The organism is Streptomyces sp. NPDC054794 (assembly GCF_053611585.1).
This window is the reverse complement of sequence record NZ_JBSHAQ010000003.1, coordinates 20,637-44,294: the sequence shown is the minus strand read 5'-3', so window position 1 is coordinate 44,294 and position 23,658 is coordinate 20,637. Positions and strand designations below refer to the sequence as shown.

General features: G+C 70.6%; 15 protein-coding genes. 4 read left to right on the top strand and 11 right to left on the bottom strand.

Annotated elements, in window-relative coordinates:
- Positions 1 to 10: 10 nt before the first annotated feature.
- The 7 genes from ACWGKT_RS03885 to ACWGKT_RS03855 all read right to left on the bottom strand — a co-directional run bounded on the left by ACWGKT_RS03885 (position 11) and on the right by ACWGKT_RS03855 (position 11,235).
- Positions 11 to 988 carry a sortase gene (locus ACWGKT_RS03885; RefSeq protein WP_453272348.1) on the bottom strand — a complete coding sequence of 326 codons (978 nt, stop codon included), beginning with the start codon at positions 986 to 988 and terminating at the stop codon, positions 11 to 13.
- Positions 985 to 3,627, bottom strand: coding sequence for a hypothetical protein (locus ACWGKT_RS03880; protein ID WP_453272347.1), 2,643 nt, complete (start codon positions 3,625 to 3,627; stop codon positions 985 to 987). Before ACWGKT_RS03880 ends, ACWGKT_RS03885 begins: the two co-directional genes overlap by 4 nt.
- Positions 3,624 to 5,297: a substrate-binding domain-containing protein gene (locus ACWGKT_RS03875; protein ID WP_453272346.1), complete on the bottom strand. Its 1,674-nt coding sequence runs from the start codon at positions 5,295 to 5,297 to the stop codon at positions 3,624 to 3,626. Before ACWGKT_RS03875 ends, ACWGKT_RS03880 begins: the two co-directional genes overlap by 4 nt.
- The gene (gene pstA / locus ACWGKT_RS03870; protein ID WP_453272345.1) at positions 5,297 to 6,601 is read right to left on the bottom strand and encodes a phosphate ABC transporter permease PstA; all 1,305 of its coding nucleotides are present in this window, start codon (positions 6,599 to 6,601) and stop codon (positions 5,297 to 5,299) included. The genes ACWGKT_RS03875 and pstA overlap by 1 nt, the downstream gene beginning before the upstream one ends.
- Positions 6,602 to 6,605: 4 nt before the next feature.
- Positions 6,606 to 7,610, bottom strand: coding sequence for a phosphate ABC transporter permease subunit PstC (gene pstC / locus ACWGKT_RS03865; protein WP_453272344.1), 1,005 nt, complete (start codon positions 7,608 to 7,610; stop codon positions 6,606 to 6,608).
- A gap of 117 nt (positions 7,611 to 7,727) precedes the next feature.
- A complete protein-coding gene (locus tag ACWGKT_RS03860) occupies positions 7,728 to 9,785 on the bottom strand; it encodes an Ig-like domain repeat protein (RefSeq protein WP_453272343.1) in 2,058 nt (685 codons plus the stop codon).
- Between the two features lie 1,036 nt (positions 9,786 to 10,821).
- The gene (locus ACWGKT_RS03855; protein ID WP_356151889.1) at positions 10,822 to 11,235 is read right to left on the bottom strand and encodes a hypothetical protein; all 414 of its coding nucleotides are present in this window, start codon (positions 11,233 to 11,235) and stop codon (positions 10,822 to 10,824) included.
- A gap of 178 nt (positions 11,236 to 11,413) precedes the next feature.
- Between ACWGKT_RS03855 and ACWGKT_RS03850 the strand changes: the two genes are divergently transcribed.
- Positions 11,414 to 14,056: a DUF6185 family protein gene (locus ACWGKT_RS03850; protein ID WP_453272342.1), complete on the top strand. Its 2,643-nt coding sequence runs from the start codon at positions 11,414 to 11,416 to the stop codon at positions 14,054 to 14,056.
- Between the two features lie 510 nt (positions 14,057 to 14,566).
- On the opposite strand, the gene ACWGKT_RS03845 is transcribed toward ACWGKT_RS03850, so the two are convergent.
- Positions 14,567 to 15,562 (bottom strand): acyl-CoA desaturase, encoded by a 996-nt coding sequence (locus ACWGKT_RS03845; protein ID WP_453272341.1) that lies wholly within the window; start codon positions 15,560 to 15,562, stop codon positions 14,567 to 14,569.
- A gap of 356 nt (positions 15,563 to 15,918) precedes the next feature.
- Positions 15,919 to 16,980, bottom strand: a complete 1,062-nt coding sequence (locus ACWGKT_RS03840; RefSeq protein ID WP_453272340.1) for a hypothetical protein — start codon at positions 16,978 to 16,980, stop codon at positions 15,919 to 15,921.
- Between the two features lie 124 nt (positions 16,981 to 17,104).
- Here ACWGKT_RS03840 and ACWGKT_RS03835 point away from each other — a divergent pair, with 124 nt between their 5' ends.
- The 3 genes from ACWGKT_RS03835 (at position 17,105) to ACWGKT_RS03825 (ending at position 19,282) form a co-directional block, all read left to right on the top strand.
- Positions 17,105 to 17,686 (top strand): TetR/AcrR family transcriptional regulator, encoded by a 582-nt coding sequence (locus ACWGKT_RS03835; RefSeq protein WP_453272339.1) that lies wholly within the window; start codon positions 17,105 to 17,107, stop codon positions 17,684 to 17,686.
- Positions 17,687 to 17,831: 145 nt separating this feature from the next.
- Positions 17,832 to 18,083, top strand: a complete 252-nt coding sequence (locus ACWGKT_RS03830) for a hypothetical protein (RefSeq protein ID WP_356151877.1) — start codon at positions 17,832 to 17,834, stop codon at positions 18,081 to 18,083.
- A gap of 11 nt (positions 18,084 to 18,094) precedes the next feature.
- Positions 18,095 to 19,282, top strand: a complete 1,188-nt coding sequence (locus tag ACWGKT_RS03825) for an SPFH domain-containing protein (protein WP_356151875.1) — start codon at positions 18,095 to 18,097, stop codon at positions 19,280 to 19,282.
- Positions 19,283 to 19,438: 156 nt separating this feature from the next.
- Here ACWGKT_RS03825 and ACWGKT_RS03820 read toward each other — a convergent pair whose 3' ends face one another.
- Together ACWGKT_RS03820 and ACWGKT_RS03815 are read right to left on the bottom strand one after the other, a co-directional pair.
- Positions 19,439 to 19,822 (bottom strand): hypothetical protein, encoded by a 384-nt coding sequence (locus ACWGKT_RS03820; protein ID WP_356151873.1) that lies wholly within the window; start codon positions 19,820 to 19,822, stop codon positions 19,439 to 19,441.
- A gap of 8 nt (positions 19,823 to 19,830) precedes the next feature.
- Positions 19,831 to 23,289 carry an ALF repeat-containing protein gene (locus ACWGKT_RS03815; RefSeq protein WP_453272338.1) on the bottom strand — a complete coding sequence of 1,153 codons (3,459 nt, stop codon included), beginning with the start codon at positions 23,287 to 23,289 and terminating at the stop codon, positions 19,831 to 19,833.
- Positions 23,290 to 23,658 lie beyond the last annotated feature (369 nt).

Sequence of the window (23,658 nt, the reverse complement as noted above, 5' to 3'; positions counted from 1 at the left end):
CCTGGAGGGGTCAGAGCAGATTGGGGAGGAGCCGGGTGACCTGTTCCGCCACCTCGAGGCCGATGGCGCCGACCGGTCCGGTGAACGCGATCCAGGTATGGCGGCGACCCCAGCGGAACCAGGCCCAGACCGCTGCCAGGGAGGAGGAGGCCAGCGCCTGGAGCCAGAGCACCAACTGCCACCAGATGACGGAGCCGCCGCGGAGCGGGAGTTCACTCGGCGGCAGGGACTCCGGGGCGATCTTCAGGGCCGGGGTGTCGGCCGCCTTGCCGACCAGGTCGGCGTCCAGCCGCAACACGCCCGTGGGGAGGTAGGGCGTGCCGGTCGCGGTCATCAGCACGACACGGCCCTTCCCCGCGGCCGGCCAGGCGGGGGCGCGGTCGCCCGCACGCCGAATGCCGAGGACCCGGAAGGTGAAGCGGCCCTGGCCCGTGGTGATGCGGAAGGTGTCGCCGGGGGCCAGTTCGTCCAGGTGCCCGAACGGTCCACCGTAGGCGGCTGCCCGGCCCATGAGCACGGCGGTGCCGGCCTGGCCGGGCAGCGGGGTGTCCCGGCGGTGGCCGGGGCCCTTGGCCAGTACGTCGGAGTCGGTGCCCTCGAAGACCACCTCGTGGACGTGCAACCCGGGGATCTCCAGCAGCATCAGCGGTGTGCCGGGGGCGAGCAACCGCCCGCTCTGGTCGGTCTGCGACACGGCCACCGTGCCGGCGGCCAGCTCGCCGCGCAGCCGGTCGAAGCCGGCCGACTGGGCCGCGCGGTGCTGCAGTGGGCTGAGCAGGACCAGCTGCGCGCAGATGCCGAGCAGCAGCACGCTCAGCGTGAGCAACGCACCGGCGGTCACATGGGACAGCGCCGGGCGGCGCTTCCCAGCCTTGGTGCCAGTGCTGCCGGTGCTGGTGTTACCGGTGCCTTTGCTGCCCTTGCCTGCGGAGGCCGGACGCGTGCCGGAGGCCGGACGGGCCGTCCCGTTGTCGATCGTGGCGGTCACCTGCGGAACCTCCCGCCCAGTCGGCGAGTCGTACGTCGCACGAAGGCCGGCGCCGCGGAGAGTGCGGTGGCCGCGCCCCGGGGACGCCAGCCCGCCGCGAACGGCGCGATCAGCCCGGTGAGCGCACCGGCTCCCGCGCCGATGGGAAGAGCGAGGCGCAGCGGGACCGGCGGGTCGGCCGGGGTGCGGCCACCGGCGGTGGCGATCAGGTCGGGCGCGGTGGAGCCGTGCCCGGCGGTGGAGCCGCGCTTGGAGGACGCATTGGTGCCCGTCGCGGTCCCAGTGGTGGAACCCGTGCCGCTGCCCGCTTCGCCGGAACCCGCTCCACCCGTACCACCCGTGCCGCCTGCCCCACCGCCGGTCCTGGACGTGGGCGAACCGTCGTCCGCCGGGCCGCCCTTGTAGGTCTCCAGCCGCTTCGCCGCCGCGAGCGTCCTGCCCCGCATCGCGCTGTTCAACGGCGCGTAGCCGAGCGGCAGGTCGCCGGGCTCGATGCCGGGCCGCTGGCCCTTGTCCGCGGCGTAGCGCAGCAGCGCGGCGTAGCTCTTTCGCTCGGCCGCCTCGAGCTGACCAGGCCGGGCCACGGCGTTGACCAGCATGGACAGGGGGTACGCGGTCGCCCCGGACGCGGTGACCGGGGCGACGGCAGGGCTGCCGGTGGCGGAGGCAGCCGCGGCAGTCAGTGAGTCAGAGGTCGGTGCGACGTACCTGCCCGCGGAGTTGAGCAGGGCAGCGGTCTGCAGGCCGTAACGGGCCGCCGCTGCCGTGTCGGTGACGACGAGCTGGAAGCGCTGGCCGACGTTCTGCGGGCCGGGGGACTTCCACAGCGGGGGGTTGGCGGTCGCGTCCCAGCTGGACTTCCACAGCCGGTCGCCGCGGCGCGCATGCACGGCAGCCAGGAGCATGTCGTCCACGTAGGGGTGGAAGTCGTTCATGCCCTGCTGGATGGTGGCCTGGGCGGAACCTGGCGGAATGGTGGTCCACGGGTCGGACTTGGGGTAGTCGTCCCGCGTGGCGTCGAAGGCGGTGCCGACGGGGTTCAGGTCGGCGTTGGTGCCGTAGTACGGGTTGACCCGCATGCCGTCCTCGTCGGGCACGCCCGCCAGGAACCGCCGGGCGTCCTTGTCGGCGAGCACGTAGTTCCACAGCTGCCGGGCCGCGTCGGTGTGGCCGAGCGCGACCTCGAGGTCCGTATCGGTGCTCGGGTTCTCGGCGATGGCCTGGTTCGCGTAGCCCGGGTTGAGCGCCAGGAACTCCGGGTCGGACAGCAGGCCGGGCGGGTTGTGCAGGGCCCAGCCGTAGCCCTTGGCGGCGGTCAGTGTCTCGGTGCCGTTCGAGTAGACGGTCTTGACCGCGCCCCAGGGGGAGTTGCGGTAGGACTCGGTGAGCAGCTTGGCGATCAGTCGGGGGTTGAGCCTCATCGAGGTGAACCTGGTTCCGGCCAGCGCCTGCTGGGCGTCGGTGGCCTTGGAGCTCGGTTGCCGTTCGATGTTGAAGCCGATGGCCACGCCGGAGAGCGCGACCGGGGCGTACGTCACCGTGCCCGGGGGCGCGGTGGTGCCGTCGTCCGAGCCGAGGGGCTGGGTGACGAAGCCGAGGGTGCGCGCGCCGGAGGTGATCCGGGCGCGGGTGTCGGCGTCACCGAGCTGGGTGAAGCCGTAGACGGTGCCGTTGCCGTTGCCGCAGAGCGTGGCCTGCCAGCTGGTCATCGCCTCGGCGACGAGCTCGCTGCCGGTGGTGTCCTGCTCCTTGGCGCCGATCGTGCAGGAGGCGCCGACGGGGTTGAAGTCGAGCTTGACGGCGATGCGGTTCTTCCAGTTGGTCGAGGACACCGGGGAGCCGGCGTTGACCTGGGTCTGGTCCTCGTAGGGCCTGCCGTCGAGGTCGAGGTGGCCCTGCGGGACGATCACCAGCCAGCAGGGGCGGCCGGTGACGGTGCCGTCGGCGTGGGTGATGGGGGCCCCGCAGCCCAGCTGCGGCGCCTCGTTCACGGTCTGGGTCTCGAAGATCTCCGAGCCGGTGCCGTCCGCCCCGGTGCGGGCGAAGTCGATCTCGTTGGTGGTGTTGTGGTTGAAGAACCTGTTGTTCTGCGTGCCGCTGGTGACGACGGTGCCGTCGACCGCCTTGAACGGCACCTCGCCGAGGCCGTACGGCATCGTGGAGCCGAAGGTGTCGTCCTGCCCGTAGTTGCCGGGCTTGGCGCGGTAGACGACGGCGCGGGTGTCGTCGTAGCCGTTGCCGGGCCAGTTGGCGCGTTCGGTGGTGGGCGAGGCCCCGAACTCGCACTGGGTGCGCGGGGGGCCTGGGTTCTCCGAAACGACGTTGTCGGCGTCGCCCCAGCACTGCATGATCTGGACGAAGTCGGTCTTGAAGTCGGTGCCCGCGAACGTGGTGGGCGTGCCCCTGGTCCAGGAGACGGTGACGGCCCGGTCGGTCAGTCCCTCGGTCTGGCTCACGGTGAACTTCATGTCCGCGAACTCGCCGCGCCCGGAGACGGTCACGGCGGAGCCGGTGGCCGCGGACGGGTCGGACGGGGCCGCGGCGCCCGCGGCAGGCGCCACCGCCACGGAGAGCAGCGCGCCCGCGAGGGCGCCCGCGGTCGCGCCCACGGCCGCGCGGATGAGCTGACGTGTCCTCACTTCCGCTCCCCCCTGGTGTTGCGGGCCGAGAGCACGTGCGCGGTCACGGCGGGGACCAGGACCACGACGAGGAGGGTGAGAGCGGCCAGCGTCATCAGGGTCTGTCTGCCGCTCCAGCCGTCGTCGGCGGCCAGGGAGACGGGTGAGGCCAGCACCGTGGTGCCGGTGCCGCCCGTGGCGGCGGAGCCGACGACCTGACCGGTGTCGGGGTCGATGGTGGTGCCCGCCTTTCCGGCGGTGCCGGCGCCCCCGGCAGTGCCGGCACCGCCTGCGGTGTCCGCTCCCCCGCTGGTGCCTGCTCCCCCGGTGGCTCCGCCGGAGCCGCCGACGGACTGGCCGGTCGAGTCCGTGGAGCCGGCGCCCCCGGACCGCTTCCTGGCACCGCCGGAGCCGGTGGCGCACTGCCGGCTCGCGCCCTTTTTGTCGCAGGCCGGCGGCATGGGGGCGGTGGTGGCCAGACGGTTGGTGCCGTCCGGGCTGAAGGTCGGGTTGTGGCAGCCATTGATGTTGATGCTCTTGGTGACCACGCCGGGAATCTTGCGGATCTGGTCGAACCCGGCCTTCACCAGGTTGATCGGCAGCGGGGAGTAGCCCAGGTCGGGCGCCTGCTGCTGGCCCTGGCACATGAAGTAGTACGAGTACGCGCCGAGCGTCGTCCCCTTGGCCTTGGTGAAGGTCCCCTGCACCTTGAGCGGCAGGATCATGTAGGCGTAGCTGGAGAGCACGTAGGAGCGCGGATCGGTGTCGGTGTAGACGCCGTCCAGGTTCTGGGTGAGGTAGTCCGCGGAGCTCTTGTTCGTGTTGATCTTCGCCTTGAGCAGGGACACCGCGACGTTCGGCGCCGTCGGCTCCGTGTAGTACCCGGCCCTGTTCAGCAACTTGGCGACGGGGAAATGCGCGTTGAGGGCGTAGGAGTAGTTGACGTACCCGATGGAGCCCTCGCCGTAGCCCTGGGAGACGTAGCCGGCCACGCCGAGGTCGCCGGACTGGGCGATCATGCCGGTGACGGTCGGATAGTACGAGGTCTCCCCGCAGGCGTTGCTGCGGCCGACCCTGGCGCAATACGCCTTCCACAGCGCGCTCTGCCGTTTCGACAGCCAGAGCGTGAACTGCGCCGAGGCGCCCGAGCCGTCCGAGCGGACGACGGGCACGATGGCCCGGTGCGGCAGCTTCAGATTCGGGTTGTCCGCCTTGATCGAAGGGTCGTCCCAGTACCGCACGGTCGCGGTGAAGATCTTGGCCAGGGTGTCCTGGCCGAGGCGGAGGTTGTTGACCCGCTGCCCGTTGATGGTCAGGTGGTACATGAACGCGGTGCCGCCCGCCACGATAGGCATGTACGCGTACGATCCGGCCACCGGCCGCTCCGGAGCGGAGCCGTCCGTCGGATGGGTCTGGAAGGGGATGTCCGAGACCGCGAAGTCCGTGGTGCCGGCCAGGAACTGCTGGCGGCCGTAGGAGGAGCCCTGCGGGTTGTAGGAAACCTGCATGCCGTACTGCTTGACGTCGCGGCGCCACTGGTCGACAGCGTTGAAGGCCCAGCTGGAGCCGGCCCCGCTGATGGGGGTGTAGCTCGCGGCGGCCGCGGGCGCGGCGGCGCCCAGCAGCAGCGCCGGAGCCAGCACGAGGGCCGCGGCGGCGAACCGCAGCCGTGAACGTATCCGACGGAGCATCAGTCCACCTCGGTGGGAGCGGGGTTCGGGGGAGTCTTGTCGGTGGCGTCCGCAAGGTCGGCCGACGGGGCGGGTGCCGTCCCGGCACTCTCGAAACGGTCCAGGTCGCGCTGCGAGCGGCGGTCCGCGCGGCGGGCCTGGCGGGGGCTCAGCCGGCCGGGTCCGCGTCCGCCGAGCGTGCGGGCGAGCGTGAAGAGGAGCAGGACGAGCGTCAACAGCACCAGCGCGGTGCCGAAGGCGCGCGTGACCATGGCCGACTGGGGCGACCTGACGAAGGTGAACACCGCGAGCGGCAGGGACATCATCGGGCCGTGCGTGGGGTTGACGTTGAGCGCGGCCGTCGCGCCGGCCGTGAGCAGGACCGGGGAGGTCTCGCCGATGCCGCGCGCGGTGCCGAGGATGACGGCGGTGGCCAGGCCGGGGCGCGCGGACGGCAGGATCACGTGCCACACCGTGCGCCAGCGCGGCGCGCCCAGGGCCTCCGCGGCCTCCGTCAGCGTGCCCGGCACCAGGCGCAGCACCACGTCCGAAGCCCGGATGACGATCGGGAGCATCATCACGCTCAGCGCCAGCCCCGCCGCCAGGCCCGACTTCTCGAAGCCGAGCATCAGGATCCAGCTCGCGTAGATGAACAGTCCGGCCACGATCGAGGGCAGCGCGGTCATCGCCTCGACGATGGTGCGCACGAACCGGGAGAACTTGCCGGGCACCTGGCCTAGGTAGACGGCGCAGGCGATGCCCAGCGGAATGCTCACCGCGAGCGCGATGGCGATCTGGATCAGGGTGCCGGCGACGGCGTGCTGGACGCCGCCGACGGTGATCGGGTCCAGCGGCCCCGCCGCCTGCATGTCCTGCGCGTAGAAGCTGCCGTGCGGCAACGCGTGCCAGCCGCGGAGCACGGTGAAGCCGACGACCAGCACCAGCGCGCAGAACAGCAGGACAGCAACAGAGCTCAGGACGACGGTCAGCAGCCGGTCGCGCACGACGGGCCCGGCCTTGGACCCGTCGGCAGAGGCATCCATCCACACCAGGATCGCGTAGACCAGCAGGAAGATCAGATGGGCTACGACGACGAAGCCGAGCGCCCCCGACAGGGGCGCCAGCCGGCCGAAGAGCAGGAAGGCCAGGCTGAGGCCGGTCGCGGCGGCGCCGCCGAGGGCGAGTGCGTCCTCCCGGCGCAGTCGGCCCACGCGACGGTGCTCCTCCGGCTCCTCCAGCGGCTCGGGGCGCGGCACGAGGGTGGTGGTTCCGGTCGCCGGAGCCGAGGGCTTGTCGGCCGGGGGTTCGTCGAGAGTGGTCGTCATGGGCTCATGCCTCGCTCTGCGCACCGGACCGCGACCGGGCCACGATCGACGATGCGGTGAAGTTGACCACCAGGGTCATCAGGAACAGGGCCAGCCCGACCGCCATCAGGGCGGAGACGCCGAACTCGGAGGAGTCGCCGTAGTGCAGGGCGATCAGGGAGGAGACCGAGTTCGCACCGGTCTGCAGGATGTGCGGCTGGATCTCGAAGACGGGGGAGATGACCAGGTACACCGCGATGGTCTCGCCCAGGGCGCGGCCCAGCCCGAGCATGGTGCCGCCGATGATGCCGCCGGCCCCGTACGGCAGGACCACGGTGCGGATCACGCCCGCCCGGGTCGAGCCGAGCGCGTAGGCGCCCTCCCGTTCGCCCACCGGCGCACGGCTGAACACCTCGCACATCACCGAGCACTGGATCGGCGCCACCATCAGCGCGACCACGATGCCCGCGATGAAGGTCGAGGCGGTGTACACGCTGGCGGACGCCAGCGGGTCGTCCTGCCGTACCCCGTCCACGTGCAGGAACGGAATCCAGCCGCACCAGGTGGACAGCCAGCGGGACAGGCCGATCGCCCTGCTCTGCAGGAAGAACAGGCCCCACAGGCCGTAGACCACCGACGGCACCGCGGCCATCAGGTCCACCAGCGCGATGAGCGTGCGCCGCAGCCGCTCGGGCGCGATCTCCGAGATGTACAGCGCGGTGCCGAGCGCCAGCGGCACCGACAGCACGACAGCGACGGCTGCGATCAGCACGGTGCCGGTGAGCACGGCGGCGATGCCGAAATTGTGCGCGTCCGGTTCCCACCGCTCGGTGGTCAAGAAGGAGAAACCGGCGACGCGCAGCGCCTGGAGAGCGCGCAGCAGCTGGAACAGGCCGACGGCCGCCATGATGGCGAGCACGGCCAGCCCGGAGGTGCGCAGCACGCCCCGGAAGAGACGGTCACCGATGCCCGGTGCGGCGGACAGCCGCCGTGGGGTGTCCTCACCCGGTGCGGTCGACGGGAGGCCCAAGGTCCCCGTACTCCTCTCTGTGCTGCGGTACGCGCCCGGGGCTGGAGCCGGCATGACGTCGGCTCCAGCCCTTTCAGGCACTGTGGTGATGGTTCGTCAGTTTCACTGGCTGACAGTTCAGTAGCTGGAGATGGTGATGCTCTTGGACTTGGCGTTCACGTAGCTGCTGCCGCCGTAGCGGACACTGAGCGTGTGCTTGCCCTTGGAGAGCGTGGCGATGGTGATCGAGACCTTGCCGCCCGAGAGGGTGCCGTTGCCGACCAGGGTCGTGCCGTTGTAGATCTTGACCTTGCCGGTCGGGACGATGCCGGTGGCGCTCACCTTGACGCCGATCACAGCGTGCTTGGTGTGGCTGATCTGGGCCGGGGCGGTGACGGTCAGGGTCGGGGTGGCCTTGACGACGGTGAACGAGGCATTGTGGCGGGAGGAGGCGTGAGTGCTGTCACCGCCGTAGCGGATGTTCAGCGTCTTGTCGCCCACCGCGCCGAGCTTGGTGGTGGCGACCTTGACGGTGGCCTTGCCGAGCGAGTTCAGGGTGGCGTAACTCACCTTGGTGGTGCCGTAGTAGGCGGAGACGGTGCCGGTCGGCACGCCGCCGGTGTGGTTGACGGTCACCGCGATCGACTCGGTGGTGCCGTAAGCGGGCTTCGCCACCGCGGGCGTCGCGGTCACGGTCGTCGCCGAGCGCACGATCACGGTTTTCGTGGTGGCGGCGCTGTCGCCGTTGATGTTGGAGGCGTAGACGGTGACGGTGTACGAGCCGGGCGTCAGGCCGGTCAGGCTCGCGCTGGTGGTGGAGGCGGGCCCGTCCTTGTACGCGTAGCCGCCCACGGCCGTGCCGTTGCTGTCCTGCACGGTGACGCGGTAGTCGCTCACCTCGGCACTCACGGCGGCCGGGGCCCAGGACAGCTTCAGCGCACCGGCGGCGCCACCCGTCGCGGTCACGGACGGGGCTGCCGGGACCGCCAGGGAGAGGTGGCTGTCCTCCAGACCGCCCCGCTTGACGTGCTTGTTGGTCGGATCGGCGACACCGTTGTAGCTGACGTTCAGGAAGCCGAACTTCGCGATCACGGCCTGGGCCGTGTCGGAGGCCAGCGCCGCCTTGTGATCGCCGTCGGTCACGAAGACGTCGTAGAGGGGCTTGTTGAAGAAGACGCTGGTCGGGTCGATGGCCCGGGTGGCGACCACGTTGGAGACGTCACGGCCGAAGGTGGTGTCGGCGAAGAAGTCGGGGTTGGAGGAAAGGGTGCCGTCGGCGTTCTTGATGACCGGCGGGGTGTAGGTGCCCGTGTTCTCCTCGTCCAACGCGCCGACGAACGCGCCTCCCTCGACGGCGGTCGCGCTGCGGTCCTCTCCGACACCGTTGCGCTGGGCGACGAAGCTGGCGATGGAGAGCGGGACGAGATCACCGTCGTTCTTGATGACGTCGTTCAGGCGGTTCTGCTGGACCGGCGTGCCGTTGTAGTCCAGCGTGTCGACGTTGCTGCCCAGCTGGTCGTCGGTGACACCGATGGCCTTCTGGAAGAAGGTGCGGGTGCCGGCACCCGAGTTGGGGATGAACGGGTGGATCTTCACCCCGTCTATCTCCGTCAGCGCGCCGGTGTAGATGTCGTGCAGCTGCTGCTTCGTCAGCTGGGCGAGCGCAGTGCCCTTGGCGGCGTAGCCCACCGCGTCACGGGCGTACGGGATCGCGGTCAGCGCGTTGCCGGCGACGGCGGGCGTGCTGGTGTTGCGGGCGAAATCGATCTGGTCCTTGATGTTGACCGTGCCGTCGTTCGTGCTGGCGGAGACGGCGTAGTTGCCGCCCGCGACCGAGTCGCTGACGGCGACGCGGCCGGCGTTGGCGCCGTTGGGACGCAGGAACTTCGGCCCGGTCGTCCGGGTCTGGATCTGTGAGGTCGTGGAGCCGGTGCCCGGCTCGGTCGCGTTGTAGGAGGCGATCGAGTAGCCGTCCGCGGTGACGGCGGTCGAGGCGTAGCTGGTGCCGTTGACGCTCTCACCCGCGAGCGCGTTGAAGACGTCCTGGGTGACGTCCGAGCCGACACCGACCAGCTGGTGCGCGACGATACCGGCGCCGGGATCGGCGTACGCGGCGCCGGAGGTCAGGGTGAGACCCGAGGCGAGAGTGGCGACTACGACAGCGGTCGCGACGGCGGAGGTGCGCTTCATGCGCATGGTTGAACTCCTCGTGAGGCGGCCCACGCTCATGCGGCATCCGCGCAGGGGACAGCGCGCGGGTGCGTTGGACGCGGGTACGGGAAAGCGAATTACCGCAGGGCTGAATGACCGGGAGCCGAACGACCGCGGGCAGCAGGTCCGTGGGCCGAACGTCCGGAAGAAGGAATCGCCTGGGCGCGCCCGCGCGCGTGGGGGTCACGGCCGGGAGGAGTGAGCGCGCGTGTGAGAGTCGGTCAGACTCAGCGGCACGCCAGGGCGCAGCCGGGGCAACAGGCCGCGCTGCGTACACGCATCAGGTCTACGGCGCGACGTCGCGTCAACGCCGGAGTAGATGTCCGAATCACGGCGGGAACAGTATCAGCGACCTTCACGGGATCAATACAAGTCGGGCATCGTCTCATCTACTGATACGGAGTTGGGCAGTAATGATGAACTTATCCAGATTCATCCTGGACATTTTTGAGACAGGTCCTTCTCCACGGCCGCCCCCGAGAGCAGCCGCCGCGCCCGCCCCTTCCTACGCCGCTCCGAGAAGAAGCACACGAAGGTCACCGACCGGAGAGGAGACCGAGATACTCACAGCCCAGTTCCACGCCGTAATCCCTGTCCCACCCGAGGTCGGAGCAGTGTCCGCCAAGACTCCAGGAGATGGCGCGCCCCCCGGCCCGTAGAACTTTGTCGCCCCCAAAAGGTCTGCGGTGCGATGCTCGCTGCTTCGCCTTCGGTAGCTGGCATCAGACGACTCCCGCACCCCCGTTCTGGCTTTGTCCATGAGAACGGAGAACGGACAGCAGACGTTCACGGCTACGGGAGGCGTCAGAGCACACCGAGGATTCGAACGCGGCTTGAGTTTCGACCCGAGAGGCGGCCACCGGGGCTTGGCAGCCGGTGTGGCCCGGCCGACACCCGTCCGAACATGGTCGCGACGTTCCCGCCAACCAGGTCGCCCGTTCCGGGTCCGCCACTGGCGACGGGGCACCGTCCGCCACGGACGGCGCCCCGTCGTCGCAGGTCTCGCTCCGGCGTCCTGCTCCTAGTGGTCGGAGCGGCGGTCGTCCCGTTCGTGCTCACGCCCCGGGCACAGGTCGAGCGTGGTGCACAGCATGATCTCCTGGCAGGGGCCTGCTGCCGGCTCCGCGTCCGCCTCGCCGTCGGCATGGGGCACGAACCGCCACTGTGACGCCTTGGCGTGCCGTGTCCCGTCCGCCCTCTCGACGTGGGCGTGCAGCGTGCGGGCCTCGGGGTCGTTCGTCTCCACCAGCACTTCGTCCGCGCGGAGCGGGAAGTGGTCGTGCAGCAGGCACAGGCCGAAACGGTTCAGATTCCCGTGCTTGGCCAGTACCGCGACCAGGTCCTCGACGAACTCGGCGTCCTGGGGTCCCAGCCCTTCGGCCTCCTCGAACCGAGGAAGCGGCTTGCGCGGAACGCCCACCTGGGTGTCGGTCATGAGTCCTCCGTCAATCGGCTGACGGTCACCAGCTTCCATTGTCGGGCGCCGAACCAGGCTCTGCAAATGCCACTGGCACGCCCAAGGGGGTATGTGTCAGGGGTTCGACGTGTGTCTGTGCATGACAGATACGACGTTTTGTCTAGATTCGCCGGGGACAGGGAGAGGTGTCGGCCCTATGGCGATGACTCGATGGTGGCGGCTGCTGTTACTCGTGGTTCTGGTGTCATGCGTGTGGACGTGCGATCCGGCGTCGGCGCAACAGCGGCGGGACCCCGGTGCCGGCTGCCAGTCAGAACGCCTCAAGGACAGCAGCGTCGAGGCCACCTTGCGATTGCGGCACCACAAGCAGTCGCACCCCTGGGTCGTTTCCGACATGACGGTGCGGGTGCCGAGAAGTTGGCCGCTCGCCAAGCAGCTGACGTTCAGCGTGCATTCCCTGCAGTACCGCCTGGCCATGCGGTGCCTGCTGCTCGGCGACGAGACTCCCGGGTCGCGCAACGAATGGCATCCCCGCGATCCCGTGGTGAGGGCCACCGACTCCTCGGTCGAGGTGCGCTACGTCGCGTACAACTGGATCACCACGGACAAGCCCTTCCCCGTGGGCCCCTGGGAAATCGTCCCCACAGGGAGAACGTGGATGGTCTACCTGTGGCCGCCGACACTTCAGACCGTCCGGTGGAAGCGGATCGAGGCCGATCTGGGCGACCTCGGCTTCAGCGACCTCGTGGAACGGGCATCGTCCTCCACGGAGAACGGGCTGGTGTGGAAGAACAGGCTGCCCCAAGAGGTCCAGGTGGAGGTCGATCCGCCCTGGCAGCGCCGACTGTCGGCGACGCTCACCCAGTCGCTCTGGCCCACCGCGGGCATCGCCTCGTGGTGGGTGTGCGCCTCGATCCTGATCGCCGTGGCCGCGCTCCGTGCCCGGCGCACCGGAACAGCCGCCGCGCACGGGACGCCGCCCCAACCACCGGTGGGGGACGTGGCCCAGCACCCGGCGGCGGATGTCCCCGACACCGGCACCGACACCGAGCCCGGCACCGGACACAGCACGAGCTTCACGCGAACGCTGCTGGAGTGGGCCGTACTCAGCGGGGCGGTCGCCCTGGCGCTGCTGCTGCTCACACAGCAGGGAGTCACACCCCGGTCGTACGCCGTCCTCTGCATCTACGCGGGCCTGGCCCTGGTGCTCGTCGCCCGCCCCTGGGTCCTCGGCGCGCCACCGACCGCACCTGGCGCCGGCCGTGACGAGCCGGCCCGGTCCGGCGGCGTCCGCGGCAGCCGGCGTCGTCAGGCTCGCGCCGTCACGGCAACCACGTGTGCGGTCGCGGGGATCGGCCTGCTGGTGATCGTGGCCCACAGTGTCTTCGATCTTCCGGAGAACCTGAAGCCGGGGACGACAACCGCCCTGGGCCGCACCGGGCTTGTCCTGGTCGGCCTGGCGACCGTGTGGCTGTGGCTGGCCGCGATGCTCGCCTGGGCCTGGCGATTCGCGCACGAAGGAGGATTGCTGCGCGAGCGCTGGACCCGGCAGTGGGACAGGGTCCCGGCGCAGTGCGTGGCCGTCGTCGGATGTCTACTGGCGGCCGTCGCCGGGATTCTGCTCGCGTTCGCGTGGAAGGCGAACGCGAAACAATGGGAGCGCGTCAACTGGCTCGCCGAGCAGTACGACCCTGCCGAGTACAACGCGTACCAGAGCAAGCTGCTGGGGAACTTCTTCTTCAGCGACCTGAAATGGATCTTCGCCTACAGCTGGGTACTGACCGGCATCGCCCTGCTGGCGCTGCTGGGTTACCGCAACAGGCCGGCCCGGACACAGGACCGCCGTCGATTCGAGCGGTTCTCCCCCGGGCCGAGCAAGCTGGATATCCTGCTGACCGTCTCCTTTTTCGCCTTCTTCGTCGGACAGCGGGCGGCGAAGTTCGCGGGTACCAGCGCCCTGTACGGCGTCTGGCTGGTGCTGAACATCGCCGCCGTGTACGTCGTCCTCGGCGTCGGGCGCCGCTGGTCCGTGTTGAGCCGGATGGGCGAGAGTTTCTATACGAAGAGGCTGGGCACCGAGCCGCACCGGCACGAACTGCTGGAGAAAGCCCGCCACTACCTCAACGTCAACCACCAGATGCGCCTGCTGGACCACGGTCATGCCGGCGGGGTGACCTACGAGGGGCTGGAAAAAGAGCTGGAAGACCTGCGCAATTGGCTGGTCACCGCGTGCGATGGAGCCGATCCGCCGGAGCAGATCTCGGTGCTGGACATCGCCCTGGCCTGGGGACCGGACGGGCGCTGGTGGTCCAATGCGGTCCGCGCGGCGCGTCTGGCATTCCGGTTCGGACTCCCGGCCACCGGGCTGCTGCTCTACTACCAGGCACAGGAGCCCTACGGGCGAGCGCAGATTCTGTTCACCCCCGTCGGCATTCCTGAACTCGTCGCCGACCTGATCCTCTATCAGATGGCATGGGCGGCGGCCGGCTTCACGCTCGGGGCTCTGTGGCGTCTGCTGCCGGGACGCCGGAGCCAGGCACGGACGTGGCTCCTCACCGCCGCCTACGGCGCCCCCGTAGTACTGGCCGCCGCGTTCCTCCATGTCATCGACACGGATCCCCGCCAGCTGCTCCTGTACGCCGCGCTCCTCCTGTGCGTCCTGACGCTCACCAGCATCTGGATGGACCTGGCGACCTTCCGCAAGGACTGGCAGTACCTGCCCAGCCGTTTCGCCCTGCTGCTGTTCGTCTACCAGCTGCGCGGCCTGTCCGTTCAGATCGCCTGGGTCCTCGTCCAGGCGGGGGCCATCGCGGCGATCTGGGCCAATCTGACGCACTGAGGGGTCCAACCACCGACAGGGCCCAGGAGTCAGCGCACCCGGGCCCGGCAGGTCAGGCGTAGGCGGCGATGTCCTTGACCACGGCGAATCCCAGACCGTACGCGCTCATCCCGCGCCCGTACGCCCCAGGTGCACGCCGGCCTCCGTCGTGCCGGCCTCGTGTTGTAGCGGGTAGGTTCTCCGTTTCGGAGCGCGCCGGGTGACGGGGGCAACCACGTGAACGAGGACGAGATCAGGCGTGCCGTGGCGCGGGGGCTGACATCCAGCACTGACATCAACGGCTGTGAACAGCCGCAGCCCCAGGCAGGCAACGGCAACTGTCCGAACGCCCGATACTGCCCAGCAGCCCTGCCCCTTTCAGCACCTGCATCGAATTCCCAAAGCGCGTGCCGCAAGTTCGAATCCTGCCCAGGGCGCAAGCGTGACCAGGGGAAACGCCTCGGGCCGGGACGGTCCGGGGCGTGTAGGCGGCTCCAGCGGTTCCCGTGGCGACGTGTCGTCCGAGTGTCGTCAGCCCGAGGACCCGTGCGGAGCGCCCGAGTTGGGCAGGAGTCGCGCGCCGAGACGGTCCGAGTTCGGCCGGCGCACGTCGTGGGCCCAGCGGAGCCTCTCGAACACCCAGATGAGGCGGGCCGCCGGGTCGAGTTGGCCCGGCAGCACGCCGTGGCGCGCGGCTGTGGGGTCGGCGTGATGCGAGTTGTGCCAGCTCTCGCCGAAGGACAGCAGTGCGAGTGGCCAGAAGTTGGTGGCCTTGTCCCGGCTGGCGAAGGGACGCCTGCCTGCGACGTGGCAGATCGAGTTCACCGACCAGGTGACATGGTGCAGCAGCGCCATCCGGATCACGCCGGCCCAGAAGAACCCGGTCAGCGCACCCGTCCAAGTGCCGGTGCCGAACCCGCCGACCAACGCCGGGGCCAGGAGCGAGATGGCGGTCAGTGGTCCGAAGAGTTGGCCGATGAGCCGTAGATCGGGATCGGCGGCGATGTCGGGAGCGAACCTGGCCCGGTTGCTCAGTTCACGCTTCAGCATCCACCCGATGTGCGCGTGGAGAAGTCCCTTGAGCAGCGCGCGTGTGTCGGTGCCATAGCGCCAGGGCGAGTGCGGGTCACCCTCGCGGTCGGCGAAGGCGTGGTGGCGCCGGTGGTTCGCCACCCACTGGACCGGCGAGCCCTCGACCCCCAGCGAACCCGCGACGGCCAGGGCGATCCGCAGGCCCCGCCGTGCCTTGAACGAGCGGTGCGTGAAGAGACGGTGATAGCCGACCGTGAGACCGGCCAGGGAAACGAGGTAGGAAACCACGGCCATGCCGAGGTCCAGCGCGGACAGGCCCCATCCCCACGCGAACGGCACCACGGCGATCAGGGAGATCGGCGGGGCGACGACGAAGATCCACATCGCCACTCCCGCCGCGGCCGTCTGGGGGGCGTCGAGCAGCGGCTTGACCCCGGCATCGGCTTGATGTTCGGCAGTGGTGTGTTCGGTACGGTCGACGTCACTCGGGTTCATCGGTTCCTCACCATCGCTCAGCCTTTTCGGAGCCGGTGCCGGACCGACCTGGATCACGCGCCCGTGTGCTTTCGAGCGCGTTCGGCGGTCCGGGGCCCACGATCGCACTGGGCGGCATCCGCGCAGGTCGTCGCCGATGTCCAGGGCATGAACGTCGCGGAACTGGAACTCTGTGGGCTTCTGGCAGGCGCCTTGGCCTCGTAGGGGGAAGACCGGGTGTGGGTAGTCGGGGGACAGGGAATCCCGGTGAGACGAGTGCTGCGGTCCCTGCGTCACACGCCCGGACTGCCCGAGACTCCACCGGCACGAGCGGACCGCAGCCGGCACCGTTACAGGAGCCTCGCCCTGAGTGTGGGTCAGATCGTCGCCCGCCTGCGCCGTCGCCCCAAGCGGGGCCGCAGGCTCACCAGGACGGCGGCGATCGCCGCCCACAGTGCGAGGGTGGTCAACGGCTGCACCGCCTGGGCGCCGTGGAAGTAGCTCAGGTCGGTCACGGCGCGGACGGCCGCGCCCGGGGGCAGCAGGGCGGAGACGGCACGGGCGGCGGAGGGCAGGAGGTCCGGGCCGATGGCCGCTCCGCTGGTGGAGTTGCCGACCGTGAGCAGCAAGAGGGTGGCGACGGGTACGCCGACCGGGCCGAGGTAGGTGCCCAGCAGCTTGGTCGTGAACGCGGCCGCCGCGGCGAGCAGGGACAGGGCGAAGGCCAGCGGCATCACCGGCGCGGGCACCGCCCCGAGGACGGGTCCGGCGATGACGGTGGCGATGATGCCGATGGCCACGGAGACGCCGGACAGCAGCCAGAACCGGTGGCGCAGGTGCAGATGGTTCGCGAGGCCCAGGGCGTTCTGGGCGAGGACGAAGCCGGCCAGCGTGACACCGAACGCCACGTAGAACCCGGCCAGTCCACGGGCGTCGAAACGGGCGAGCGGGACGACGTCCACCGTGGTCAGGCGCTGGCCCGACCCGTGGGCATAGGCACCGATCAGGCTCTTCACGGCCGTCGTCGTCGACTGCCCGTTGGCCCCGCCGACCTGCAGGCGCAACCGGTCGGAGGCCGGGCCGCGGCTGAGCGCGGCCACGACGTCGCGGCGCTCCACCTCGGCGCGCCCGGTGGCGGCGTCGGCGACACGATGGACATCGACGGTGTCACCGAGGACCTGGCGTATCTCGCCCGAAAGCTTCTGCCCGGAGACAGCCACCGGCACCCGGTGCGGCTGGGGGTTGCGCTGCAGACCGACGTAGCAGCCGACGAAGGCCGCCACGACGACCAGGGCGATCACGGCCGGCTGGAGCCAGAGCCGGACCGGTGGCGCGGTGATAGTGGCGGAGGTGGCGGTTGTGCTTGCGCTTGCGGGGGTGGTAGCGGTGGCGGTGGTGGTCAGGTCGGCTTCGGCGGCCGGGCCGAGGCGAGTGGCCATGAAGTGTCTCCCGTGGGGGCGCGCCCTTGGAGAAGGGGAGAAGGGCGCCCGAAATAGATGATGTAGGTAATCTAAATAGCACCGTACGATAGATGTCGTCCGACATCCAAAAGGGAGGTGCCCAATGGGTCGCGTCTCACAGGCGCAGGCGCAGGCGAACCGTCGGCGGGTCGTGGAGCGGGCCTCGCGGCTGTTCCGCGAGCAGGGCACGGGCGTGAGCGTCGCGGATCTGATGAAGGCGGCCGGCCTGACGCACGGCGGCTTCTACAAGCAGTTCGACTCCAAGGAGGCGCTGATCGACGAGGCGGTCACCCACGCGTTCGGCGAACTGGCCGAGTTCCACGCCATCACACTCGAAGAGCACCATGGGCACAGCGCCGAGGCCCAGCAGTCCCTGATCGACGGGTACTTGTCCGTCCGGCACCGGGACGACCCCGCCTCGGGCTGCCCCGTCGCCGCGCTCGCCACCGACATGGCCCGGGACAGCGGCGACGACGGGGCGCACCGCACCTACGCCGAAGGGGTACGGGACTTCACCCGGTGGCTCGCCACCGACGACGAGGACGGCATCGCCCGGCTGTGCACCATGCTCGGCGCCCTTCTCCTGGCCCGCGCCACCAAGGACTCCCCGCTGTCCGAGCAGGTCCTCTCCGCCGCCCGCGCCGCACTGTCCGCCGCCCCGCAACAGGTGTCCGACATCCACTAGAGAAGGGCCGGCTCGGGAGGGTCCGGGGGCGCCGTCGGCCCCGTGTGTCCCGGTGACGCGGGCAGGGCCCTCCCGCCCGTTGGGTCCCGGCCTGACTGGGTCTATCGTCGGAATCATGGGGCCAGGAAGAGGAGGACGGCCGGTGATGCCGCAGGACGAGGCCGTGATCGGCTGCACGGGGAAGGTACTCATCGGAACGCGCGGTTCCACGGGCCCCGGCGAAGTCCTGGTGCGCGTCAGAGGCGGTTCCGAGACCTTCCTCGCCTGGTCGGAAGCCCCCCTGCCCGTGGGCACGACAGTGCTCGTGATCGAATCACGTGGATGCCGCGAGGTCGGCGTCATCGAGTGGGTGGACCCATTGGACGCGCTGGGCGGAGACCCCGCCGGCGCCGACTGAGGAGTACAGGCATGTTCGGATACCGCGTCCCCGCTCCCGACGAGGCGATGTTGATCTCGGGGGGCAGGCGGGGACTGGGGGGCGCGCCATTCCGAGTGGTCACGGGGCACGGGAAGTTCGTGCTGCCCGTGTTCCGCAAGGTCCGGTTCCTCACCCTCTCCATGTGTGAGTCCGAGGTCACCGAGACCTGTGTGACCAGGCAGGGCATCGCGTTGCACGTCCGTGCGGTCATCGCCTTCAAGGTCGGCAACGACCACGAGAGCATCATCAACGCGGGCCAGCGGTTCCTCTCCGACCAGGAGCAGATGTCGGTGCTCACCGGCCGGATCTTCGCCGGTCACCTGCGGGCCATCATCGGCTCGATGACGGTCGAGGAGATCGTCACCGAGCGGCAGAAGCTCGCCGCGGAGGTCCTGGACACCTCCAAGACCGAGATGGCGAAGATCGGTCTGATCGTCGACTCGCTGCAGATCCAGTCGATCGACGACGGCGACACCGGTTACATCGACGCGATGTCCGCACCGCACAAGGCGGCCATCCAGCGGCAGGCGCAGATCGCCCAGGCGCAGGCCACCCAGGCCTCGGTCGAGGCGGAGCAGGTCGCCGCCCGCAACCAGGCCGAGTACGCCCGGCAGACCGCCATCGTCAAGGCCGAGTACTCGGCCGAGGTGGACCGCGCCCAGGCGCAGGCAGCGCAGGCCGGACCGCTGGCGCAGGCGCACGCCCAGCAGGAGGTGCTCGCCGCCCAGACGGAGCTGGCCCAGCGCCAGGCCAAGCTGCGCCAGCAGCAGCTGGTGGCCGAGGTGGTGAAGCCCGCCGAGGCCGAGGCCGAGCGGGTCCGGATCCTCGCGGCCGCCGAGGCGCAGCGGATGAAGATCCAGGCGGAGGCGGCCGCCTCGTACGACCGGGTCGCGCTCGACCGGATGCTGATCGACCAGCTCCCGCAGATCGTCAAGGAGGCCGCGGGCGGCCTCGCGGGCGCCAACGTCAACGTCCTCAACGGTGCGGACGGCCTCGGCGAGATCGCCGCCGGTCTGGTGTCCCAGGGTCTGACGATCCTCGACTCGGTCCGGCAGAACCTGAACGGCGGCCAGGACACCGACGGCCACCGCCCCGGGGAGAGCGAGGGCAACGGCCTGCTCCAGCTGCCCACCAGCAAGGGCAGGAAGTCGAACGACGGTCCGGTGGACATCGAATAGTCGACATCGCCCAGGGGCGGCGACCAGGTGCACTCACTTGGTCGACACCGCGCCTGACCAGGCACGGAGCATCAGAAGGGCCCCTCGGAGTTGATCTCCGAGGGGCCCTTTCCCAGCGGGCGAACGGACGGCGCGTCCTGACGGGCCGGACGCCGACTACGCGCCGGCCGCGTAGACGGCGCCGATCACGATCATCATGACCGTCCCCGAGATGGCGATCCACGCCATCGCACCCTTGCCGGCCTTCGTCGTCGGGTCCTCGACCCACCGGTAGTAGTCCCGGGTGATCGTGCCGCGCACCGGAGCCAGCATCAGTGGGAACATGACCAGGACCGCCGCGTAGAGATAGAGGGTCTCGGGCAGCGTGTTGTGCTGAGCCAGGCCCCGCACGCCCAGACCGACCATGCCGATGACCGGCATCCAGAACTGCTTCTTCCGGTATTTCGGAATCTGGATGATCCACTGCATCGCGGCGAGGTTGACGATCGTCGCACCCGCCGCGACGAGGATCCAGACGCTGGTGGACAGCGACAAGAACATGGGCAGTCCTAGAAGAGTGAGTCCCAACCGTCGGAAATGGCGTCTCCGATGCCTGACACGGCGTCACCGGCCGAGTCCCACGCCGTCGTTGCGTAGGTGACCGCCGGACCCACCATCTCATGGCCGATCCGCGTGGCGATCACTGTGCCGCTCTTCAGGCCCTCCGCACCCCACTCGATGACATGGGACAGGCCCTTGACCTTGATCTTGCCCAGGACGAAGCCGCCGGTGAGGGCACCGAGCGCCAGACCCGCCACGGAGCCGAAGAACGCGTCGGAGGTGAATCCGTCGGTGAAGCCGGTGATGACGGCCGAGCCGATACCGGTGACCCATGAGATGGTTCCGAACACGCCGGCGGCCGCCTCGCCGAAGGGCGGCGGAATGAGCAGGCTGAACGCGGCCGCGGTTCCGGAGACGGCACTGACCGCGTTCAGCAGCTGCGCGAAGTCCCGCCAGTCGTCCTTGCTGCCCCAGCCGTCGGCGCTGTCGACCTTGTCGTTGTCGCTGCTGTCGGCGGGGTCGACGCCGTTCTGCTTGTTCTGCTTCGCCGTCTCCGCCGCCTTGCGCGCGGCCTCGGCGAGCTCCTGCTGACGCTTCGCCACCGCCGTCGCGCGGGCCTCGGTGGCGGCCTTGGCGGCGGCCGCGGCGTCCTTGCCCGCCGCGTCGGCGGAGGCGCGCGCCGCGTTCGCCGACGCCTGCGCCTGGCCGGCGGACGCCACAGCGGCAGCGGCGGAGGCCACGGCCTGGTTCGCCGAGTAGTTCGCCTGCCGTGCCGCGGTGCGCGCGGACGCTGCGGCGGTCTTCGCCTTGTCCGCGGACGCCTGCGCGTCCTTGGCGGACTGCTCGGCGTCGGCCGCGTTGGCGTCGGCCTGCTTGGCGTAGATGTCGGCCTGCTTGGAGGACGCCTTCGCCTTGTCGGCCCACTTCGCCGCCTCCGTCGACGCCTTGCGCGCGTCGGCCGCGGCCTTCGACGCCTCGTAGGCGTCCTTCTGCGCGTCCTGGGCGATCTTCGCGGCGCGTGCGATGGACGCCCGGACGGCCGCGACGTGCGTGGCGGCGTCGTAGTCGAGCTGCGCCGTGCGGTGGCACACGGTGGTGACGAAGTCGCGGCGCATCCACGTCGGGCCCTCCAGGGCCACCTGGGCGGCGGCCTTGGTGTAGGGGCCGGCCGTGTTGAGGATGGCGAAGGCGGCGACTTCGTCGTCCTGCTTGATGTTGTCGGCGTACGTGGTGAAGAAGCCGTGCAGGGCCTGGGGCGAGCCGTCGTCCAGCGCGGCCTGCGCCGACGCCGAGACCGCCTTGCCGGGGTTGCCGTTGAGGATCTTCAGGAGGGCGACGCGGTTGTCCTCCGCGGCGGCCGCCTTGATCCCGGTGGTCAGGAAGGTGCCGACGGCGCCCTCGTCGGTGGCGGCCAGTGCCTCCTGGGCGGCGTTCGCGACGAGCTCGGTGGACACCTTCGCCACCGCCAGGACCGTTTCCCGGTCGTCCTGGTTCTGCGCGATCTGCCGGTCGGCGGCGACCCAGGCCAGGACGTCCTCGTCGGCTCCGGCCAGGGCATGGTCGGCGGCGTCCCGGCTCCAGGTGCCGATCGTGGTGGAGATCAGGTTCATCGCGGCCTGGCGCCCGACGGAGACGGCCTGCGCGCTGTCCCCGGCGGCGTAGGCCTTCTCGGCCTTGGCGATGAGGTCCTTGGTCGCGGTGTCCAGGGCGTCGGACTGGGTGGTGGCCCGGCGGGCCTTCTCCCGGTCCTCCGCCTCCGCGCGGGCCATCTCCCGGGCCTCGACGAGGGACTGCTCGGTGTCCTCGGCCAGCTTCTGCGCCTCGGAGTCGCGGGCGGCCTTCTCTACGGCCTCGGCGTCCTGGACGGCCTTCACCGCTGCCTCGGCGGCCGTGACCGACTCGCTCGCCCACTTGGTGGCCGTGGCGGCGAACTCGGCCGCCTTGACGGCGCCGTCCGCCGCGGCCTTGGCCGCCTTCGCCGCGTTCTCGGCATGGGTGGCGGCGGAGTTGGCCGCGTCGCGGGCGGCACGGGCCGCCGTCGCGGCGGTGTTGGCCAGGGACTGGGCGGTGTTCGCGGCGCTGGTGGCGCGGGCCGCCTGCGCGTCGGCCTCGGCGGCGGCGGCCTTGGCCTCGGCCGCCTCGGACTGGGCGGCACCCGAGGCCGCGGCGGCGGTGGCGGCGGCCTGGGCCGCGGCGGCGGAGTCGCGGGCGGCGCCGGCGGCGGCCGAACCGGCCGCCGCCGCCTGGTTGGAGGCGGTCGCCGCCGCGTCGGCGGCCTTGGCGGCCGTACGGGCCTTGGCCGCGGCCTTGTTCGCCCCTTCGGCGGCCAGGCGGGCAGCCTTGGCCTTGGAGGCGTCCTTCGCCGCGTCGAGGGCGGCCGAGTAGGCGGCGGACGCGGCCCGTCCGGCGGTCGCCGCGGCCTGGGCCGCGGCGGTGGCGGCGTACGAGGCGCGGCGGGCGGCGGAGTGCGCGGCCGCGGACGCCTGGATGGCGGTGCGGGACGCGGCGGCGGCGCCCTGCGCGGCGGACGCGGCCTTGCGGGCCGCCTTGCCGGACTTGGCGACGTCGTCGCGGGCCGCGTCGGCCTCCGCGGCGGCCTTCAGGGCCGCTTCCTTCGCCTTGGCGGCGGCCTCCTTCGCCTTGCCGGAGGCGGCGACGGCCCGGTCGGAGGTGAGCTGGGCCCGCTTGCCCTCGCGTTCCACGATCGCCACCAGCTGCTCGATGGTGGCGGTCTCCCGGTCCCGGGCGCGCGCGATGTACTGACCGGTGTTCAGGAACCAGTGGATCGCGGAGGGGCTGCCGTCGTCCAGGGCGCGCTGGGCGTACTTCTTCACCTCCGGGGAGGCGGTGGCGAGAATGGTGAAGACCTCGGCCCGCTCGTCCTCGCGCCGGGCGCTGATCTGGCTGTTCAGCAGGAAGTCGGTCAGGGCGTCGTCGGTGCCGGAGTCGAGGGCCTTCTGCGCCTCGCGCTTCACCCCGGTCCCGCCGCTGTTCATGACGGTCAGGGTGGTGACGCGGAGGTCCTCCAGCTGGGCGGCCCGGTAGCCGCCGGTCAGGAAGGCGTGGACGGCGTCGTCACCGGCGTCGAGCGCCGCGGCGGCGTCCCGGGCCGTGCCCTTGCCGGTGGCGGGCAGCGCCTTGAGGAGGGCGAAGCGGTTGTCCTCGGCGGTGGCGCTCGCCAGACCCTCGGCCAGGAAGCGGTCGATGTCGGCGGCGGAGCCGGTCAGTGCCTGGGTCGCCGCGCTCTTGACGGACCGTCCGCCGATCTTCCACGCGGTGACGACCTTCGCGCGGGCGGTGTCCGGGAGTTGAGGAAGCCGCGGCAGGTCCGAGGACCCGGCGGTGGCGGAGGCGGAGCCGACGGCGGCCAGGGCACGGGAGGGAGCTGCGAGCGAGACCGCGGTCGCCGCGGTGGCGGCGCCGGCGACGGTGAGAACGCGGCGCCGGCTCCAGTACGTGGTGTTCAAGAATCCCCCATGGATCTGCACCCGACGGCGGCACGCCCTGGTCAGTGGCGGGCCATCGGGTGCGTCAGCTGAACATGCGCGGATCGAGGCCGGTGCGAGGCGGGCTGGTCAGGCCCTGGAGCACGCGGCGGACGCTGCCGCACGGATCGGCGACAGGTGATGACGCGGTGTCGAACTTAAGTTACTCACGTGAAAATTGACCAGTCATCAGGTGCTGATGAGGCCCGTGAGAAACGACACATGACCCTTTTGCCCTGATCCACCCGGGCAGGGGTGGACATTTCAGTGGCGCGGGACAAGTGCGCCTGTTTGAATGCACCGTCCTCTGTGGCCGTCTGACCCACGGTCACACGCCGGATGCCCTCCCGG

Coding starts and splice junctions, on each gene's coding strand:
- ACWGKT_RS03875 (WP_453272346.1), bottom strand. CDS start 5,297: ATGCTCCGTCGGATACGTTCACGGCTGCGGTTCGCCGCCGCGGCCCTC.
- ACWGKT_RS03835 (WP_453272339.1), top strand. CDS start 17,105: ATGGGTCGCGTCTCACAGGCGCAGGCGCAGGCGAACCGTCGGCGGGTC.
- ACWGKT_RS03830 (WP_356151877.1), top strand. CDS start 17,832: ATGCCGCAGGACGAGGCCGTGATCGGCTGCACGGGGAAGGTACTCATC.
- ACWGKT_RS03860 (WP_453272343.1), bottom strand. CDS start 9,785: ATGCGCATGAAGCGCACCTCCGCCGTCGCGACCGCTGTCGTAGTCGCC.
- ACWGKT_RS03845 (WP_453272341.1), bottom strand. CDS start 15,562: ATGAACCCGAGTGACGTCGACCGTACCGAACACACCACTGCCGAACAT.
- ACWGKT_RS03850 (WP_453272342.1), top strand. CDS start 11,414: ATGGCGATGACTCGATGGTGGCGGCTGCTGTTACTCGTGGTTCTGGTG.
- ACWGKT_RS03855 (WP_356151889.1), bottom strand. CDS start 11,235: ATGACCGACACCCAGGTGGGCGTTCCGCGCAAGCCGCTTCCTCGGTTC.
- ACWGKT_RS03825 (WP_356151875.1), top strand. CDS start 18,095: ATGTTCGGATACCGCGTCCCCGCTCCCGACGAGGCGATGTTGATCTCG.
- pstA (WP_453272345.1), bottom strand. CDS start 6,601: ATGACGACCACTCTCGACGAACCCCCGGCCGACAAGCCCTCGGCTCCG.
- ACWGKT_RS03840 (WP_453272340.1), bottom strand. CDS start 16,980: ATGGCCACTCGCCTCGGCCCGGCCGCCGAAGCCGACCTGACCACCACC.
- ACWGKT_RS03820 (WP_356151873.1), bottom strand. CDS start 19,822: ATGTTCTTGTCGCTGTCCACCAGCGTCTGGATCCTCGTCGCGGCGGGT.